Source organism: Pseudomonas sp. ICMP 561 (assembly GCF_002699985.1).
GTDB classification, from domain to species: domain Bacteria; phylum Pseudomonadota; class Gammaproteobacteria; order Pseudomonadales; family Pseudomonadaceae; genus Aquipseudomonas; species Aquipseudomonas quasicaspiana.
On record NZ_LKBT01000045.1, the window covers coordinates 310,221 to 326,176 of the forward strand.

General features: G+C 52.6%; 22 protein-coding genes. 8 read left to right on the forward strand and 14 right to left on the reverse strand.

Translation table 11 applies throughout. From position 1 onward, the window contains the following. Positions 1–136 precede the first annotated feature (136 nt). The 6 genes from AO242_RS23475 to AO242_RS23500 form a co-directional block, all read right to left on the reverse strand. Positions 137–700 (reverse strand): type 1 glutamine amidotransferase domain-containing protein, encoded by a 564-nt coding sequence (locus AO242_RS23475; RefSeq protein WP_099270552.1) that lies wholly within the window; start codon positions 698–700, stop codon positions 137–139. A 451-nt stretch (positions 701–1,151) separates the two neighbouring features. Beyond that, on the reverse strand, positions 1,152–1,307 hold the full coding sequence (locus AO242_RS23480) for a hypothetical protein (RefSeq protein WP_099270553.1): 156 nt from the start codon (positions 1,305–1,307) through the stop codon (positions 1,152–1,154). Positions 1,308–1,516: 209 nt separating this feature from the next. Beyond that, positions 1,517–1,876, reverse strand: coding sequence for a hypothetical protein (locus tag AO242_RS23485; RefSeq protein WP_099270554.1), 360 nt, complete (start codon positions 1,874–1,876; stop codon positions 1,517–1,519). A gap of 148 nt (positions 1,877–2,024) precedes the next feature. Then, a complete protein-coding gene (locus AO242_RS23490) occupies positions 2,025–2,324 on the reverse strand; it encodes a hypothetical protein (protein ID WP_099270555.1) in 300 nt (99 codons plus the stop codon). Between the two features lie 219 nt (positions 2,325–2,543). After that, positions 2,544–2,903 carry a hypothetical protein gene (locus tag AO242_RS23495; RefSeq protein ID WP_099270556.1) on the reverse strand — a complete coding sequence of 120 codons (360 nt, stop codon included), beginning with the start codon at positions 2,901–2,903 and terminating at the stop codon, positions 2,544–2,546. A gap of 50 nt (positions 2,904–2,953) precedes the next feature. After that, positions 2,954–3,247, reverse strand: a complete 294-nt coding sequence (locus AO242_RS23500; protein ID WP_099270557.1) for a hypothetical protein — start codon at positions 3,245–3,247, stop codon at positions 2,954–2,956. A gap of 429 nt (positions 3,248–3,676) precedes the next feature. Here AO242_RS23500 and AO242_RS23505 point away from each other — a divergent pair, with 429 nt between their 5' ends. Together AO242_RS23505 and AO242_RS23510 are read left to right on the forward strand one after the other, a co-directional pair. Beyond that, positions 3,677–4,261 carry an imm11 family protein gene (locus AO242_RS23505; RefSeq protein ID WP_099270558.1) on the forward strand — a complete coding sequence of 195 codons (585 nt, stop codon included), beginning with the start codon at positions 3,677–3,679 and terminating at the stop codon, positions 4,259–4,261. Between the two features lie 409 nt (positions 4,262–4,670). After that, positions 4,671–5,015 (forward strand): hypothetical protein, encoded by a 345-nt coding sequence (locus AO242_RS23510; protein WP_241154133.1) that lies wholly within the window; start codon positions 4,671–4,673, stop codon positions 5,013–5,015. 245 nt (positions 5,016–5,260) lie between these two features. Here the strand turns inward: AO242_RS23510 and AO242_RS23515 are convergent, their stop codons facing one another. Together AO242_RS23515 and AO242_RS23520 are read right to left on the reverse strand one after the other, a co-directional pair. Next, the gene (locus AO242_RS23515; RefSeq protein ID WP_027900102.1) at positions 5,261–5,740 is read right to left on the reverse strand and encodes a DUF6882 domain-containing protein; all 480 of its coding nucleotides are present in this window, start codon (positions 5,738–5,740) and stop codon (positions 5,261–5,263) included. 243 nt (positions 5,741–5,983) lie between these two features. Continuing rightward, a complete protein-coding gene (locus AO242_RS23520) occupies positions 5,984–6,424 on the reverse strand; it encodes a hypothetical protein (RefSeq protein WP_099270560.1) in 441 nt (146 codons plus the stop codon). A gap of 144 nt (positions 6,425–6,568) precedes the next feature. On the opposite strand from AO242_RS23520, the gene AO242_RS23525 reads away from it, so the two are divergent. From AO242_RS23525 to AO242_RS23540, 3 genes are all read left to right on the forward strand, one after another. Further along, positions 6,569–7,339, forward strand: coding sequence for an SDR family NAD(P)-dependent oxidoreductase (locus tag AO242_RS23525; protein ID WP_099270561.1), 771 nt, complete (start codon positions 6,569–6,571; stop codon positions 7,337–7,339). A 42-nt stretch (positions 7,340–7,381) separates the two neighbouring features. Then, the gene (locus AO242_RS23530) at positions 7,382–8,110 is read left to right on the forward strand and encodes an SMI1/KNR4 family protein (protein ID WP_176560691.1); all 729 of its coding nucleotides are present in this window, start codon (positions 7,382–7,384) and stop codon (positions 8,108–8,110) included. A 498-nt stretch (positions 8,111–8,608) separates the two neighbouring features. After that, positions 8,609–9,151, forward strand: a complete 543-nt coding sequence (locus AO242_RS23540) for a hypothetical protein (RefSeq protein WP_257153492.1) — start codon at positions 8,609–8,611, stop codon at positions 9,149–9,151. A 105-nt stretch (positions 9,152–9,256) separates the two neighbouring features. On the opposite strand, the gene AO242_RS23545 is transcribed toward AO242_RS23540, so the two are convergent. From AO242_RS23545 to AO242_RS23555, 3 genes are all read right to left on the reverse strand, one after another. Beyond that, positions 9,257–10,078 carry a hypothetical protein gene (locus AO242_RS23545; RefSeq protein ID WP_099270563.1) on the reverse strand — a complete coding sequence of 274 codons (822 nt, stop codon included), beginning with the start codon at positions 10,076–10,078 and terminating at the stop codon, positions 9,257–9,259. A gap of 216 nt (positions 10,079–10,294) precedes the next feature. Continuing rightward, on the reverse strand, positions 10,295–11,512 hold the full coding sequence (locus AO242_RS23550; RefSeq protein WP_099270564.1) for a DUF1444 family protein: 1,218 nt from the start codon (positions 11,510–11,512) through the stop codon (positions 10,295–10,297). Between the two features lie 246 nt (positions 11,513–11,758). Beyond that, positions 11,759–12,070 carry a hypothetical protein gene (locus AO242_RS23555; protein ID WP_099270565.1) on the reverse strand — a complete coding sequence of 104 codons (312 nt, stop codon included), beginning with the start codon at positions 12,068–12,070 and terminating at the stop codon, positions 11,759–11,761. Positions 12,071–12,351: 281 nt separating this feature from the next. Here AO242_RS23555 and AO242_RS23560 point away from each other — a divergent pair, with 281 nt between their 5' ends. The 3 genes from AO242_RS23560 (at position 12,352) to AO242_RS23570 (ending at position 13,484) form a co-directional block, all read left to right on the forward strand. After that, positions 12,352–12,756 (forward strand): hypothetical protein, encoded by a 405-nt coding sequence (locus AO242_RS23560; RefSeq protein ID WP_099270566.1) that lies wholly within the window; start codon positions 12,352–12,354, stop codon positions 12,754–12,756. A 96-nt stretch (positions 12,757–12,852) separates the two neighbouring features. Continuing rightward, on the forward strand, positions 12,853–13,095 hold the full coding sequence (locus tag AO242_RS23565; RefSeq protein ID WP_027900108.1) for a hypothetical protein: 243 nt from the start codon (positions 12,853–12,855) through the stop codon (positions 13,093–13,095). A 74-nt stretch (positions 13,096–13,169) separates the two neighbouring features. Then, positions 13,170–13,484, forward strand: coding sequence for a hypothetical protein (locus tag AO242_RS23570; protein WP_099270567.1), 315 nt, complete (start codon positions 13,170–13,172; stop codon positions 13,482–13,484). A 43-nt stretch (positions 13,485–13,527) separates the two neighbouring features. On the opposite strand, the gene AO242_RS23575 is transcribed toward AO242_RS23570, so the two are convergent. The 3 genes from AO242_RS23575 to AO242_RS23585 form a co-directional block, all read right to left on the reverse strand. Continuing rightward, positions 13,528–13,893, reverse strand: a complete 366-nt coding sequence (locus tag AO242_RS23575) for an SMI1/KNR4 family protein (RefSeq protein ID WP_099270568.1) — start codon at positions 13,891–13,893, stop codon at positions 13,528–13,530. 434 nt (positions 13,894–14,327) lie between these two features. Continuing rightward, positions 14,328–15,356, reverse strand: coding sequence for a hypothetical protein (locus AO242_RS23580; RefSeq protein WP_099270569.1), 1,029 nt, complete (start codon positions 15,354–15,356; stop codon positions 14,328–14,330). A gap of 52 nt (positions 15,357–15,408) precedes the next feature. Next, on the reverse strand, positions 15,409–15,630 hold the full coding sequence (locus tag AO242_RS23585) for a VOC family protein (RefSeq protein ID WP_099270570.1): 222 nt from the start codon (positions 15,628–15,630) through the stop codon (positions 15,409–15,411). Between the last annotated feature and the right edge of the window lie 326 nt (positions 15,631–15,956).

The following is a 15,956-nucleotide window of genomic DNA, read 5'->3' on the forward strand; positions in this document are numbered from 1 at the left end:
TCCCACCGACGGCCACAGAATCGCTATTCCACGGACGGGTTCAAAATGAATGATGCCAAAAAGACATTATATATAGCATCCCGTCTCGATATGCAGAAATGCGACCATCGAGCATTACGTTAAAGAACTTCCAGCCTTAAGCCGCCTCAAGCGCCGCAGCAATAGCCTCGTTGAAAGCTGGGATATCATCCGGAGTACGCGAAGTAATCAGCGTCCATCCATTGGCCGGGCATTGCTTGACCTCGGCATCGACCCAACCGGCAGCACCGGCATTTTCCAGGTCAAGCTTTACGCTCGGGTACGAGGTGAGGGTCTTGCCATTGATCACGCCAGCGTTGATCAGCAACCACGGCCCGTGACAAATCGCAGCAATGATCTTGCCCGCATCAGCAAACTCCTTGACCAGACGCTGAGCGTTTTCATCCAGTCGCAACGTATCGGCATTGACCGTACCGCCCGGGATCACCAGTGCATCAAAATCCGACGCTTTCAGCCCGGCCAGCGCAGTCTGGGATTCAACCGTGCGATCTTTCTCAGTGTCCTGAACGAAAGTCTGAGCAGTCCCGCCGTCACTCGAACCGTGGGTGACCGAAGCCCCCTGAGCCTTGAGCGCTTCTAGCGGTTTAATCAGCTCGTCCCGCTCGATCCCTGTATTGGAGGTGATGAACAGTACTTTTTTGCCTTCCAGTTGATTACTCATGGTGGTTACTCCGTCCTCTTATCAAGGTGATCAATTCATGCGTGCGAATGGTGATTCATCCGACGCGTTGAAGATGGGAGGTCGGAGCGGTTTTGAAAGTTCAGCTGGATTTTGTGTTGGTGCCGGGTGAGTAGGCGGTACTGACACGACGCTATCGTGCAGTGAACACAAAACCCTTTGTGGGAGCCGGGCTTGCCCGCGATGCATGAGACACAGCCAGAAGGCAGACCGCGTCATCGTTTATCGCGGGCAAGCCCAGCTCCCACAGGACTTTGGAATGAGCCTTACATCTAGAGCGTCTTTAAAAAAAATCATGAATCAACCGCGGCTTCACAGTCGCAAAAGTTGACTCATGAACAGCGCTACCACGCAGCGCAGAATACTTCGATAGCGACAGCTAACTTCAGCCAGCGCCGTCAATTGCAGCTACCACGGCAGATAAGTGTCAGGCTCAAGCCTGCTCATCTTGCTCGTCTTCATCATGCTTGAGCGCAGGCTTCATACCTGGCTGAGACGCGTGCTCGGCATTCGGGGCGATTTCTTCGCCGTGATTCTTTTTCTCTTGCTGAACTTTTTTGTCGTGTGCAACGTTGCGTGGGTCGGTCATGGGATTTCCTTGATTGGGCAGTGGTTCAAATACCCATCGACGCGAAAGCTGAATCTGAGCGCCCGGGCAAGATTTGGAGTTCGCTGGGGATAGAGTGTTCAGTGCAATTCAAACCTGTAACGGCCGAGCAATGCGAGGAGAGTAAAAGCGTCTAAGAACGAAGCCATCAGGATCGGAAGCGAATAAATCAGCAATGCTGACGCAGGACACTAGTAGTACCCAAGGGTTTGTAACGTTCTGGCAAGACTCAGGACAGGTTGTAATTTCTCATCAAGCAAAGTCCACCACTCGTGCTCAACCCACTCACCTGTCTCTGTCTGGTGCATGGGAGGTATCCATTCTTTATGCCGATTGAAAACATCCGGGATGGCTCGTCCAAGGGCCGATAGTTGATTTTGGGTAAAATCCTCTTTTTGAAGCTCAACAACCTTCGCAAGCGCCAGACGATAATCCTCAACGTAAGTCATCGCCGGAGTAGAACTAGCGACCCGTATCAATTCGGGCAGTACTGACTCCAGTTCCTTGAGCTGACTCAACCTGTCCGCGTTCGTATAACGGTATTCGGCCATTGTGATTCCCTGCTATCTGTTGGGTAGCGGCACCAAGAGGCTCTCTTGAAGCCGCGCGACCAGCGGCTTCCCGAGAGCCTCAACCACTATGTCAGCGATACCAATCCGGTGCGCTTAGTCGATGAACTCGTCAGGCTTTTTAACCCACTCAAAGTAGCTCGTCCTTCAGCAGCTGCTTGATCAGTCGTTCCGTCTCATACATTTCGGCAAGAAATTCCTGATCATGATGACTGGTGGTTTCCAGGTAGCCCCGCGTGCAGTTCAAGAGCCCCTTCAAGCTCGCCTCCAGGTTTTGTTTTGAGCCGGTCCCGATTAGCGCCAGACTAGCCTCGTACCGCTTCAAGTAATCAGCTACGACGACTTCATCAGACGCGCTGCATTTGTCTCGAAGTGCAGCAATCGTTTTTTCGATTTGCTGGTTCACACTCCGCAAGCTGTCTGAAATCACCTTTTACTCCCGTTGCTATTCACCGAGCGGTGCCTGGATTTTATAGAGACAGATGAACGACAGGTTTTGGTCGGGAGCCCTCGTCGCTCGACCGGCGGTTTGTGGCTGATTTCTTCCTCTCACGAGAGGCAGAAATCGGCTAAGTGCAGCCATCGGGATCTAGTGATTGAGGTGAGTGAAACGGTCATGCTCAGATGAACATAAACGCTCCACTACACCTCAGCACCCTAATACACACAGTTGGCCAAGCTGGCCAAGGTTCTTGGTCTGCTCAGGTGTGTAATGCTCAACGACCCGAACCGTGTCGGACAATTGAATACAAGGGTAGTGTTCCCGCATCCCCTCGAGCATAACCATCGGCGGCCACGTGGCCTCCATGCCGCAGAACGCGGCCGCCTCGTTCAAAGGCATGTACGTGCAACGGGTGACCCACACGACAGTCGTTTGACCAGGTTTTCCTTCGCACTCATAACGCAGATAGCCAGGAACTATGTGCGATTCGCCGAAGCGGATCGTTGACCTCTTGTTTCCATTTAGCAAATCAGGGAAAAGTCGAGAGACCACCATTAATGTTTGCATGCTTGACTCCTTCATAAGCACATCAAGCGGTGCCGGGCGCGGAGGCAGATTTAAAAAAGCTTCTCTACCAAAACTGTAGTCGCGTAGATAGCCATATCTCCAAAATCACCCTCAAGGAATAAAACGTTCTCAACGATGTTTATCCCTTCAAGCTCTCCAAGCCCCCTTGAATCCTTAATATCAAGAGCGCCAAGCCTGATGGTGAGCTCAGTACCGTCGGCGTTCCATGCCATCAGCTTGTACTTGCTCTCGTCGTCCGCACTAACAACCATCTCAAAATATCGATGGGCCTGATCCACTGTGATCGACAAGACGTTGCTTTGCTCGAGCGCTTGAACATCCATGGCGAGGCTACTTTTGCTTAAAGCCGCATCCTACTACGGCAGATGCTTGCCTTGGAATATTCTCGCCCTGGTCTTCGGCTCGAATGAATGCGGTTGAGATAGCAGTAGATATTGTGCCTAGACTTAGGTGTTCACCTTGGATAAAGCGCCTCATGGGCAACCCCACGATAAAATCCTCACCCATCACAGCAAGGGATCACGGAGTCGGTTCAACATACGCTGGGGCAGTCTTACTACGATGCGGCTCGTGACCGGAGGTTGGTGGCTGAACAGAAATTGGCAATCTATCTACTGTGCCTGATAGCCAAACTCTTAAGACAATTACAGCGGTCGAGCGGAGTATAAATAATTCTGGGGCTGATCAATTTAACTTGCAAAATACGGATCCGAGACCTAAAGGTACCCGATCTACTCGTTAGGAGATGTGCCATGCAATATTATGTTCTTCGACATGAAGGGACAGCCGACAGCCTCGTCGATGCGGATGTTGAGTTCGTCCCTAGGCTTCCAGAGTACTATCAGGTGGGCAAGAAGTTTTTTTTGGCCGAAACCAGGGTTAACCTGAAGTTAGATAAGCGTGTGAAAAAGCTAAATGCGGATTTCTTTCTTGCAACTTGCGGTGCTTTTTTCGTGTCGGAGCCATTGAAAGAAATACTGAGCAGCCATAAGGTTGACCTGGATTTTCTCATGGTAAATTCCAGCTATTTCAATGGAAGCGCAACGGAAAATAGATATTTCCTGGCTCATGCTGAAAACAAGTTGATCTGTTTTGATTATCTCAATTCCGAGTACTCAGGAAAACCCATGATTTTAGACAGGATTGCCAACGGCGAGCTGTCCACGGATTATCAGGTCAGGGGTATCAAAAAATTATGCATCAATGAACAAGAAGTCAAAGGGTTGGACTTTTTCTTTGTTGATAAAATTATATGGGTTGACCCTCTCATCTCCGAGACGGTTGTAAATGCTGCAAGGGACAGTGGAATTAGACTGAATGTGGAGAAGATTTGTTAGAGCGATATTCTGCTGTGAAATCTTTATCACTCCGGCTCTTGTAATAAATGATTGGTGCCGTGGCTGCCAGCATTGAGTCAGCAACTTGTCGTCAGCCTATATCTGGCGCGATCAGGAGTAAAGCTATGACCCGGGGGGCAATTTGATCGAAAAACACATCACGTTTTCTGCCTGAAGCGGCTGGTAGAGAACTGCCAAAAGCGCCCTGTCGCGATCAGAAACGTTTGACGACAACACGTCCCTCTCGCACTCTGCTTTACCCCTTTCGTTCACCAGGCTCCCCATGACACTCCCGACCGTAGTGCCGCTCGACTTCTGGCCACAGCCCAGTACATCGCCCGAACCCGTGGTGTTCGCCACGGACACACAGCTATGTTTGCGGTACTGCGCCGATGGGGAGGAAATAGTTTTGATCCATTTTCCCCTGGTAAAAAAAATCCAGTTTGGCTGGCCAAACGATGAGGCTTTGGGCGGCCATCCACTGATTGGACTTGGACTCAAGCAATACCAGATTCATCGGGTAGATAATTCGCCCTGGCTGGCAGAGCTTGAGCAGAGAAACGCCATTCATCCGCGACACGATAAGCAACTGTTTGTAGAACATGCCATCCATTATGTCTTTACGTTTCAGGACTCAACTTTGGAATGCATCGTAACTGAGGAGCCGTTCTGGCATCCAAAAGTACAAGTCTTTACCTCGGAGCAGGAGGCAAGGGATGGCTGGCGCAAACTGATCAATGAAGTGGGCACATGAAAACAATTGCCAGTAGCGGATGACAGCTCTGAATCGGAAGTGGTCTTACGTGAGAGGCAGAGATCGGCCAGACGAAGCCGTCCAGGACCATTGGGTCCCGCGCAGAAGATTCGTCGAGCGTGGGTCGGGGCGCAAGAGCTCGCGCGTCAGGCCAAACAGATCACCTCGCTCGAATCCAACGGCATTACGGTGCACCGGTACTTTGTGTTCGCTCAAACACACCCCGTTATCCACGCGTTCATGCATCAGAGCCTGATGCGCTTCAGCTCGGTAATTGCCAGATAAACCGTCGGACCATCAGACGAAGAAGGTGCCCGGTAGCAACCCACTGCATCCAGGTGTTGAACCGCAAAGGCAGCAAGCTCCCAAGCCATGGCTTCGTCCTCGACAGGAAACGCCTCTTCGTTGCCAAACAGTTGAAAACCCGTAATGGCTTCCAGCTCCTTGAGCGGCAACGCCCGATCGCGAAGGGCGTCAGGCACGGTTGGATTACTCCAAGCCCATTTCCAGCTTGAGTGCTTTGGTACAAAGGAGCCGATATTGATAATCAGCGCTTCGGCGACCTTCCTGTCCTGCTCATCGAAAAAACTGAGAGAGGCGGTGTCCTGATCAAGCCACCAGCGCGCCATGCCACCCAACCCATACTGTTGCTGTAATGCTTCCTGCTTGCTCATCAACCCGGCCATGGCCGTTTCAAGCAGCACGTCAAAAGTGTCTTCCGACATCAATTCTTCCTTGTTCATTACGGCCCGTGCGCGCCTTTGAGCCCGGACATCCATACGTGATATTTGAGCGATTTCTGCCTTATTGCATCGTCTGCTTTCGGGCCTATAGGCATAACCTACGGATATCGACCATTTGCTGCCTGTCACTGAAAGGCTACCCGTAAGGCAAGGCGAGTGCCGAGCGACTCATTGCGCGGATAAACCAGCGTTCAGTTGAGTCGCACGCTCCTCCAGAGTAAGCAGTCAGTAAAGGCCTGTGGCGCTATCAGGATCGAATACCGGGACCTGGTGCACGCTGACCATGTTGTAGTTGAGCATGAAGCCGACGCCGCCCTCGGACTCCATCACTTCAGCCACCCAGCCAATAGGGTTGATGAACAATGAGTTGTCGTGGTTCAGCACGCCGACCGCCGCAGTGGTCTCATCATAATCCCAAACGACATCGCCCCAGTGCCAGCCCTGCCCTTCTACGTACTGTTGGCCGAGCAACGCGCCAAGCGCAAATATTTCGCCTTCGGGCAACGTTGTGCCACTCGCTTTGCACTCACGCACCCGCTCCGTAATTGCCTCAACCACGTCAGCCGGAGCGTGATCCGGAGTAAGATTCAGTAAGCCGAGCCCCTGTTGGATCAACCCTTTGAGCTCCTCTGCCAAATGGGCAGGCACCTTGCTGATTTCAGCCATTTCTATTCCTTCATTTAAAAAACTGCATCTAGATTCAATAATATAGTGGCACAACGTATTGGGTTTTGACTTGTCAGCTTCATTAGCTCATTAACGGAAACTGAGTCATAAACAATACTTCAGCCATGCCCCTCAAGGTGCCTTATGAGTTTGATACCCGAACTGAACAGCGAAGCTCACGTGCTGGTTTGCGGAGCCAGCCGAGGTATCGGCCTGGCACTCTGCGCGGCTTTGCTGGCTCGCGATGATGTGGCTCAAGTCTGGGCCGTAGCGCGAAAGGCCAGTACCTCCACAGAGCTGGCAAAGCTTGCAGAGCAATATGGCGACCGTCTGAAACGAGCCGACTGCGACGCGCGCGATGAGCAATCCCTCGAAGCACTCGTGAGGGAGACGCTTGAAGGATGCGATCATCTGCACCTCGTCATCAGTGCGCTAGGCATTCTTCATCAGGATGGCGCAAAACCAGAAAAGGGTCTGGCACAACTAACCCTTGCGAGCATGCAAGCGAGCTTTGCGACCAACACGTTTGCTCCAATCCTGCTGCTTAAACACCTGCTCCCGTTATTGCGCAAACAACCTTCTACCTTTGCGGCGCTCTCCGCGAGGGTTGGCTCAATTGGCGATAACCGATTGGGTGGCTGGTACAGCTACAGAGCCAGTAAAGCGGCGCTCAACCAGTTACTGCACACGGCCAGTATCGAATTGAAACGTCTGAATCCTGCCTCTACTGTTCTGGCAATACACCCAGGCACGACTGACACGGATCTGTCCAAACCCTTTCAGGCAAACGTGCCTGATGGTCAACTGTTCGAACCGGCTTTCTCGGCGGATCGTATTATTGAGTTGGTGGGAATACATGGACCGTCCGACAGCGGGACCTTTTGGGCGTGGAACGACGAACCCATTGTCTGGTGATTTATTTCACTGACATCCAAGACTATGGAGATCTATCGACGTATGAATCTGGCCTACGAAGACATCCGAGAATTTCTTACCAATGGCGTCGTTGTGGGTGATCTTCTTTTACCCACGCACTATGCCAAACCGGATCGTCTTGATGATTTTCAGGCTGGCTTCCGGACCCACGGGAATACCGGCGAAAGCCTGGTATCCGACATTGAAGGCGAATGGAATCCCGACTGGTATGTCCTAGCGATGACCGGGCTGGATGACCCGGTTTTTATTGCCACGACCGAAGCTCAAAGCGGCTATCCGGTCTATACCGCACCCCACGGAGCAGGCCGGTGGGACGCCATACAGATAGCGCCGAGCATTATGGCTTTTCGCCGTTTGCTGGAAGCATTGGCAGAAGTGAATGATGACACCCTCGAATTCAATCGCTTGATCATGGCGGAGATTGGCTCTGCGAATCAGTACTGGCGTGAAGTCATCGATGCGCGTCAGGAAGCAGAGCTTCTGGAGCAATCGACACCTGAAATCAGTGTCTATGATCCGGCTGATTTTGAAAGCGGCGACTTGATCGTTACTGCCTTTGGTCTCCATAAGCTCAAGGTCGTTCAGCTAGTCAGCAAAGGGAGCAAAGGGAGCAAATTGTCATTGAAAGAAGCACTGGCACTTGCCGACGCGCCTGAATTCAAGGCAGGAAGTGGCACCAGACTTCAACTGCGCCAATTGCGTGACCGGCTGGAGGCTTTGGGCGCAACGGTCGAGTTCCGGCCTGATTGATAGCTGAGCGCGAAATCAGTTTGTCATTTGGTGCAGATGTAATCGGCCAGAAGTAGCGCATCGGGAAACTCTGCGTTGCCAGGTAAATTGATAACGAGTGTAATTGCCCCATACCTCTCCTCCGGCCCAATCATATGCAGCTCAGCGCACTCACCCTTGATCGAGTCAACCGGCCAGGTTCTTCATCGGGCGGGTGTACCGTCACAGAGCGTAACTACCTGGACTTTCGAATCGACGGATGTTCCGTCCTGAATATCCTCACGAGCACGGACGGTACTCACTCAGATTTCATGACTCCCTTTGTCAGTGGTTTCCCCCAACAACACCAGACATTCGTCGCCGACCTCCTGTGCCGGGATCTACCTGAAGGAGGGGCTGCCCGAGTGATTATTTACATCTGCCCGGAGTGCGGGGACATTGGGTGCGGAGCTTATTCTGTAGAGATTGAAAGGAGCGATATCGGCATTGTCTGGGGTTCATTTGCGTATGAAAACGGCTATGAATCTCCTCTTCCAATCAGCGATATTGGCCCATTTTTGTTCGATCCAGATGAGTACAAGCGGATCATCATCGAAGCACCGGCACTGTGCTAAGGAGCCTGCACTGGACATCAACAGGCTATTGAAAAAACGACAACTGAACGTACAAGAACAGAATGCAGTCGCTGCCTATAAGATCGCACAGACCGCTAGCGCCTGGCGGAACAGGAGCATTCCTGCTTGCCTGGCCGAACATGCCGAGAGCCAAGGTGTTGCCTGGTCAGAAACCATCGTCCTGGAACTGGAAATAGATTTTCCCGGTATGCCGCGCTTGTTTGGACGACTGCTCACTCAAACCGAACATTTCATTGCGTTCGAGATTGACACCGATATCACACACCGAGAACTTCAAGCCGTTGATCGCTGGGAGGACGTATCTGCTCAGCAGGACTACTCGGTGTCGAAGAAAGGTATCGGGAAAGGCTATGGCGCTATCGCGCTGGAGGTCAGGCGACAACTTCTTTCCCTACCGCAAAAACCTGCCTTCAACGCTGCCACTTGAGATCTTGCCGGAGGAGTTGACCAGAGTGTCCATAAGGTTCGGATTCGGCCAGAAACGACCGATAGAATTAGACTACCCCGAATTATTTGCATGCTGATTGAGTGTCTAAGGTGCGGCCTGGACACCAACTCCCTTCACCACCCCCAACGCAATAATTCTGCCCTCCCGCTCCAGCAAAAAGCGTGAGCCGGTAGCCGCCGAAACCGGCGCGCCAAGTTGCAGCGACATGTCGCCGCTGTCGCCAGGGTTGAGGGTATGGGTCGACGACACCAGCCCCTGGCTAACGCGGCCGTTTATCCAGACGGTGACGGGACTGTCTTTTTGCAGTGCCAACGTCCACTTCGACTCTAGCGGCGTTAGCAGATAGATAAACGTCGCCAGTTGCTGACCGTTGATAAAAGCGAGAGATTCCTCCGGCCGATCAGGGGTGTTTTTGAGTGCAGCAAGAGCGTCGCTTAACTCATCGCCACCGCGCCACAAGGTCTTGACCGTGAACAGCGCAGCCTGATCGCCGTTCAGGTCATAGGTGCTCAGCACTGCCCGGGCCTCTTGCTCTTCCATCTTCAGCAATTCACTGTCTTTCACTCGGCCGGTGTTGACGAACAACAAAGATAGGCTGGGCACTCCCGCCTGCCGGGCGATCAGGATATGTTCACGGATAATTTGCAGCGGGCCTCGTGTTGCGTCGACCACAATCACCGCATGCTTTGCGCGCTGGGCCAGGGAGGCGATGCTTGAGGCGGAACTGCCCAGTGGCGCAGTCGCTACGCTGTTCGCGCCGGAACGGCATGGCTGCGTGCATTGTTTCAGCAATAACACGCGGGCGTCGTCACCAAGCACCACGATATCGGGGAACGTGTTGCTCCATGTGGGCAGGGAAAACATGAGTAGCATGCAGGCGATGGCCTTACAGACTGTCGACTTCATTGAGTTCCTATTGCGGTCGGTTCTAGCGATCACCTGCTTTCTCCTGCCAGTGCGCAAAATTATCCTGGTGCCTGGATGGTGCCAGAAGCAGTCATCCCGGTTGAGCGCTATCCGGAATGACTTTGGCCTCGACGTCAAACCTGCTCAACAATGCGGCACCGTCAGTGACACCAAGGTTCTGATCAATTGCATTCGCTGGATAATTGGGAGTGTCATTCACAAGGCAGTCAGGCGATCAAGCTGCTCTGCTGAAGGGAATCCTAGTGTCCGATAGCGAGGTGGATAGCCAGCTTCTGTAGTCAGCAGATCGCCAAGCTCGGATTCAAGTTCGCTCCATAGAACGGTTTTGACTGTCGGCTCCCCACCCTCAAAGGGGTCAACCAACACGATGCGATCACTCTTGGGCAATAGGGTAGGCACATCTTTTGTCCAAGTGCTGATCGATACGGTTTTGCCGTTCTGGTCAGTCAGCTCGTAGAGAAGGTACGAGGCAACAAACACATCGACGCTCGTTTCAAGATTGACCTTATCGAGCAACTCTTTCTGATTACTGTAGCTACCCTGGAGCAGCAGATGTTCCAGCGTGGCCAGACGGTTATTGACCGCATCATCATCAGGGTGAAATGGGACGATATCGCGCCCGTCATAGGTATAAATGTCGGTGGAGACTGCCCTGCCCCTCTCAAGCGCTTTGAAGCCAAGCTCGACCATCTGACGGATGCCTTGCTCGTCCTTGTCGCCCGTGACCATCAAGACGTCACGACTGGGGATCATGAACACCGGTCGACCTTTAACGGGTGCGCGCTGTAGAACATCTGGCAACAAGACTCTGCTGCTGTCGTATCCGTCCGCCCACTCCGCGGAGTAAAGCCCAGGGATAATTTCACCAAAGGCCTCGTGCGTAGCATCACGCAAGTTCTCAATGGAGATCGCCACTGCCTCATCCATTGTGACACCCCACTGCGCTTCAGGGCCGCTGGTAAGGGTGGCGGTGGACTCGGGAGAGTCAACGGCAAGCATAATCACACAGTCGCGGCCCAAGGGCTGATAAACGACATCGTGCCGCTTGTCGCTATGATTTCTGGCGTGCTCCAGTCGAATTTCCTCAAGCATGGCAAGATTTCGAATCACCGGACGTAATTGCGATTTCACGTCTTCAAAGACCGTCCCGGTTCTCTGGCCAGACACCAACAGAGTCGATACGTACCCATTCAGAATTGCGACCTTCTGGGTCTTGTCTCCATTTTGATAGTCGTGAAAGGCGTTATGAAGATTGAAGTACGAGCCATTGTTATGACGGATGCGAAACTCGCTAGCCTGAAAGTCCATGGCCTCGCTGTAGCCAGCCTTGCGGGCTGAATCGATAAATTTTTTGGCAAATTCTTCCTGAGTCAGAGGACGACTGAAGATTTTGTCGAGCAGGGATTTGAGCATGCACAGGATCCTTCGTGTCAGCAGGCATTTGTAAACAGAGTGGGTTGGGCGAGGCTAAACTTGTTCACAGCTTGAACGGCTGCTTTCTATATCGACGGGTCTCAGATGAAAAACAGGGTCGTACACCTGGAGCTAATTTTATGAATCCTACAACCGGGACGGGCGTTATTTTATTGCAAATGCCCGCCTTTCACGATAGGCAGACATCAGCCAGAAGCTGCCTCCCAGAAAGCTAACGCCGAACGGTCAATCGTCAAACAAGGTCCAGCCATGGCAAATGCCGACAAAGTCTTTTGCCGTAAAAAACAATGTCAGCTCCTCTGGGTCAAATTCTTTGTAGAGCCAGTGCCCAGGTAGCGGGCCTCTCGTTATCACGTATTCCAGGTGGTATTTCTGGACGGTTCCAAAACTGCAGGAGCGTGAGTTCAACTCAAATCTGTCACCGCTGTTGAGCGCCCATAGATTTTCAACAAGGCATTCATCAAGCACCACCTCTCCCGCTATCTCAATGAGATGCTGCGAATGAAGTTTCTTCTGAAGCCTAACGCTTCTGGCCATATATCAACCTAAGTATGAACTGTCCGGGCATCGGCATAATAATACTGGTACATGGCGATGACCGATCTGGTTGGAAAAAGCGGGCATTTCGAGTGTCGCTTGATTTAGGGGGGATTTCACTGCGTGGGCGGTTCTCGGTATCGTGGGAAATTTGGCGGTTCTCGTTATCACGGTCCAGCAAAACTCCTCGCGGTGATGGGCAATATGATATGTACTGACAGGCGGCTTGCAGCCATGAGCCGTTGATAACGAAACGAATCCTGGAAGTGAGTAAATATTTTATGAACGAAGGTTGGCAAAACGACGATTACCTCATCATGCTCACACAGGATGAAAGCTTCGCTGCGATGAAAGCCTACCGATTTGACCATTACCTGCCGGGTTACACGCTACTGGGCCTGAGGAGTTGGGATGACTTTATAGTCATCAACTCTTGCGGAGTAATGTTTACGGTTCCAACGCTGCCACTTGATGCGTCCTGTATTGCACCTTATGAGCTGCCCCAGCAGATTTCGCTGGAGCCTGACGAGCAGTTCACAGGGAAGATCAAGTGGTATGTGAAGCCGTTAGCCTGCGGGGGCGATCCAACAGACCAAACGAATGTGGCGTGGGTCACTCATGAACAACATGCTGAACTTGCCGTCTGGTGGAACGAGCAGTACAAGCGCGCAGCTGTCGCGAAGTAAAGCTCTAGACTCAATACAGCCTTTAGGTGTTGGCATAGCCTGGAAGCCGCCTGATTTACACGGGATCCAGTGCACTCTCATCATTAGGTATCAGGAATGATCAAGCGCGTTGCGATTACGACACTGGCCTTTCTCATTGCACTCCCATCATTCGAATGGTTATTTAGTGAAGCGGCAGTGATGTTCGAAATGGCAAACACGGGAGCCACATCAAGAGCTGAGCTGGCAGACGACTTTGGTCTTGGCATCATTGGAATCATGGTTGTCTTGCCAGCAACCATAATCGGTGCAGTCATCACAGCATCAGTTGTCTGGTGGAAAATGAGCCCCCGAGAGTGAGGCTAAATGCCTGGCAGAACATCCAGAGCGGCTGAAAGAAGCGCTTCACGAGGCGATCCTCCTGTAAAACCCAAATGTTGGTTCCTGCCGTGAAGATAGTGAAATCTGTCCGTTTTGACGATGTCGACCTTGATCTGGAGTATGAGTACCGTGGCTACCATTACAGCGTGGAGCACGAAGGGAATATGTTCCTGATCAGAACTTACGATGACGAGCCTGGGCGGGCGATAGTCGTAAGGCCGGCTACGATGCATACCAACGATAATCTTGGGCCGCTTGTCTCTTTCTTGCAGGCGGACTTAGGGGTCTCCAGGATCAGGCTCTACAAGGGAGACTTGGGAAGCTATGCCGAGATCGACCCTGAGACGTTAGCGTTCCTTCCCGTTTGAATTCGGCAGCGACAGCATGTTTTTTGGGGAGACGCACTCCAGGTCACTCAAGAGCTACGCAGACCTGTTCGAACCACGCCGCAAAGGTTAGCCAGCTTTCGTCTGTACTTCCGTTGTGTGACCAGTATCGAACAGCCCCCGCCTGCGATATGCAGAAGTAGTCACTGTTATCCTCAATGAAAGGCAACCAATCCCGCGACAAGCCCTGAGCCCAGGCGGCTTCAGCAATTTCAAAGATATCCAGATGGCTGCATCCGCTCAAAATCAACGCGGGTTCAAATACGGCGTTTGCGACGTCGCTGCCACCTTTCAGGAACTGGATATATTGATCGGGAAAGCGAAAATTGAGCCTGCTCTCCGCGTCAGCAATTTCAGCATCTGTTGGGATACGAAAAGGATCGTCTGTCATTCGTTCAAGTCCGAGTGTTGATCAGTATCGTGCGGTGAGCTTATCAATCAGAAAGTGCAGGAGTCCGCTTTGGGTCGATAGCGGCGGCTGCACACTACGCCGTCAGCCATGGCATCAACGCTAACGTGATTCGAAAGTGGATGCCGCTGTACCGAGATCAGCCACCAGCGATGCTATCAGCTTTTATTCCAGTGAAATCTACGCCAAAACGGTCGACTGAACAGTCGGCGGTTATCGATCTGTCGTTTGGCGATCAATCGACCACAGTGAACTGGCCAACTTCTGATCATGAAGCTGGTGGTTCTATCACGCGACTTTAAAAGGCTGTAATTCGCGCCGAAAGGCGGCAATTCAGCTATCAGCAAGGTGTATCTGCCAGACGCTCACATTAAGCGAGCACAATAGGCTGAAGTCCGGTAAACCAACATCTCTCATTATTCAAAAATCCCTTTCACCAACGCGAGCCCTAGCGTCTCGCGCCTCGCATCAATCTCCTGATCAACCCCCCGCTTACCACTCACCAGCCGCATAGCTTTCAACTCTGGCAACGGCTGATCAAGCAAAGCCAGCAAATCCAACTCCGGCGTTTTATAAATCGACAACTTGCCAATCGGCGCTTCGCCCAACCCGTCAATTCGCCCAAGCGACTTGAGATTAGCCAAACGCAACGCCCGCAACCTGCTACCCGTCCCGAAAACCAGCTCACCCAAGTGCGGCTGATCCTCAATCTCCAACACCTCAAGCCTGGGAAAGCGTCCAGGCTCCAGCGCTTGCAACCCGCGCACCCGGAGCAGGCTCAAGTGCGTAACGCTGTCACTGAACAACTCCGGCATCGCCTCACGGCTGCCAAAACCGATTGAAAGAGTCTTCAAACTGGGTAACTTCGAGATCACCTCAAACGTGGTAGTGGCCGGCTGTCGGTACAGGCTGAGTTCGGTCAGTCCAGTAAGCGCTTCCAGCGGCTTCAGTCCCTGGGTTTTTGCATTCAGGTGCAGCACCCGCAGGTGGGGCAGGCGGCTGACCGAAGCGAGGTCCAGCTTTGGCCCCACTTCCTGGAAAACCCGCAGCATGGTCAGGTTTTGCAAGTTGCTGAAGGCCAATATCGGGTTGAGGTCAAGCTTGTCCACGCCAAGCGCCAGACTGCGCAGGTGCTCAAGGCTTGCCAGCGTCTCAAGCCGTTCGGCGTGATAGAGGCAATCGAGGGTCAAGGTCTGCACATTAGGCAGGGCTTCGAGTGTGCGACCGTCGAAGGGCTGGTCGGCGGCGTAGTGCCCGTAGAAGCGCACGTCGAGGCGATGGCCGTGTTGTGCGCACAAGGCGTCCAGCGCTGCCAATATCGATGCCGGGTATTGCTCGGGCGCCGAGAACTGCACCACGACGTGTTCGTCACTGTTGCCGAGCAGTTCGGCCACGGTGGTTTGCAGATCGTGCAACGAAGGTGATTGGATACGTTGGGGCAACATGGCACAGCCTTTTAAGCAGAGAGTGAGGGTCGATGTCAGGGAGTGGCGGAACTCACAACGTCGGTTTCGGCCGCTCTGGAGCGACTCGAATCCGCTTGCGATCCTCTTCCAGTGAAGGCACATAGGGAAGTCCGCACCAGAGATCACCCAGGCTAAGATACGCCCCAGTCTTCCAGCGTGCAGACAACTTGAAGCCTAGCGTTTCCTCATAAAAGGCAATGCTGCGTAGTAAGCTGCATACGGCGAGGATGAGATGATTGAATCCGGTCAGCATGAGATCGCCTGAAACAGATGGACGGCTAGAATGTAGATCAGACAGGATGAAATGTCAGCTTTAGCTGCAATGAAGCTCAGCCCCCAGTGCTACATACCAGAATCATCCACCCAAGAGATCGTAAAGGCGGGATGCCCGGACGGTGACTCCTTATAAATTCAGCAATCGGCATTTGCGGTCAGGCTATATCGGGAACACGGTCGCCCTGGACGTCATCACAAGCGCTTACTCGTTCAGTATTGCCTCAGCCAATAGCGACTAATGGCCCGTTGAGCCAACCCTAAATACGGCCCTATAAAACTTCACGGAGAAAGCCAGATGTCACG

Bases quoted from the DNA above. Each gene is read 5' to 3' on its own strand.
- AO242_RS23585 (WP_099270570.1), bottom strand. From the start codon at position 15,630: ATGCTGACCGGATTCAATCATCTCATCCTCGCCGTATGCAGCTTACTA.
- AO242_RS23540 (WP_257153492.1), top strand. From the start codon at position 8,609: ATGAATCTCCTCTTCCAATCAGCGATATTGGCCCATTTTTGTTCGATC.
- AO242_RS23575 (WP_099270568.1), bottom strand. From the start codon at position 13,893: ATGACAGACGATCCTTTTCGTATCCCAACAGATGCTGAAATTGCTGAC.
- AO242_RS23515 (WP_027900102.1), bottom strand. From the start codon at position 5,740: ATGTCGGAAGACACTTTTGACGTGCTGCTTGAAACGGCCATGGCCGGG.
- AO242_RS23500 (WP_099270557.1), bottom strand. From the start codon at position 3,247: ATGGATGTTCAAGCGCTCGAGCAAAGCAACGTCTTGTCGATCACAGTG.
- AO242_RS23545 (WP_099270563.1), bottom strand. From the start codon at position 10,078: ATGAAGTCGACAGTCTGTAAGGCCATCGCCTGCATGCTACTCATGTTT.
- AO242_RS23570 (WP_099270567.1), top strand. From the start codon at position 13,170: ATGTTGGTTCCTGCCGTGAAGATAGTGAAATCTGTCCGTTTTGACGAT.
- AO242_RS23485 (WP_099270554.1), bottom strand. From the start codon at position 1,876: ATGGCCGAATACCGTTATACGAACGCGGACAGGTTGAGTCAGCTCAAG.
- AO242_RS23475 (WP_099270552.1), bottom strand. From the start codon at position 700: ATGAGTAATCAACTGGAAGGCAAAAAAGTACTGTTCATCACCTCCAAT.
- AO242_RS23505 (WP_099270558.1), top strand. From the start codon at position 3,677: ATGCAATATTATGTTCTTCGACATGAAGGGACAGCCGACAGCCTCGTC.
- AO242_RS23520 (WP_099270560.1), bottom strand. From the start codon at position 6,424: ATGGCTGAAATCAGCAAGGTGCCTGCCCATTTGGCAGAGGAGCTCAAA.
- AO242_RS23580 (WP_099270569.1), bottom strand. From the start codon at position 15,356: ATGTTGCCCCAACGTATCCAATCACCTTCGTTGCACGATCTGCAAACC.
- AO242_RS23560 (WP_099270566.1), top strand. From the start codon at position 12,352: ATGAACGAAGGTTGGCAAAACGACGATTACCTCATCATGCTCACACAG.
- AO242_RS23565 (WP_027900108.1), top strand. From the start codon at position 12,853: ATGATCAAGCGCGTTGCGATTACGACACTGGCCTTTCTCATTGCACTC.
- AO242_RS23495 (WP_099270556.1), bottom strand. From the start codon at position 2,903: ATGCAAACATTAATGGTGGTCTCTCGACTTTTCCCTGATTTGCTAAAT.
- AO242_RS23525 (WP_099270561.1), top strand. From the start codon at position 6,569: ATGAGTTTGATACCCGAACTGAACAGCGAAGCTCACGTGCTGGTTTGC.
- AO242_RS23530 (WP_176560691.1), top strand. From the start codon at position 7,382: ATGAATCTGGCCTACGAAGACATCCGAGAATTTCTTACCAATGGCGTC.
- AO242_RS23550 (WP_099270564.1), bottom strand. From the start codon at position 11,512: ATGCTCAAATCCCTGCTCGACAAAATCTTCAGTCGTCCTCTGACTCAG.
- AO242_RS23555 (WP_099270565.1), bottom strand. From the start codon at position 12,070: ATGGCCAGAAGCGTTAGGCTTCAGAAGAAACTTCATTCGCAGCATCTC.
- AO242_RS23480 (WP_099270553.1), bottom strand. From the start codon at position 1,307: ATGACCGACCCACGCAACGTTGCACACGACAAAAAAGTTCAGCAAGAG.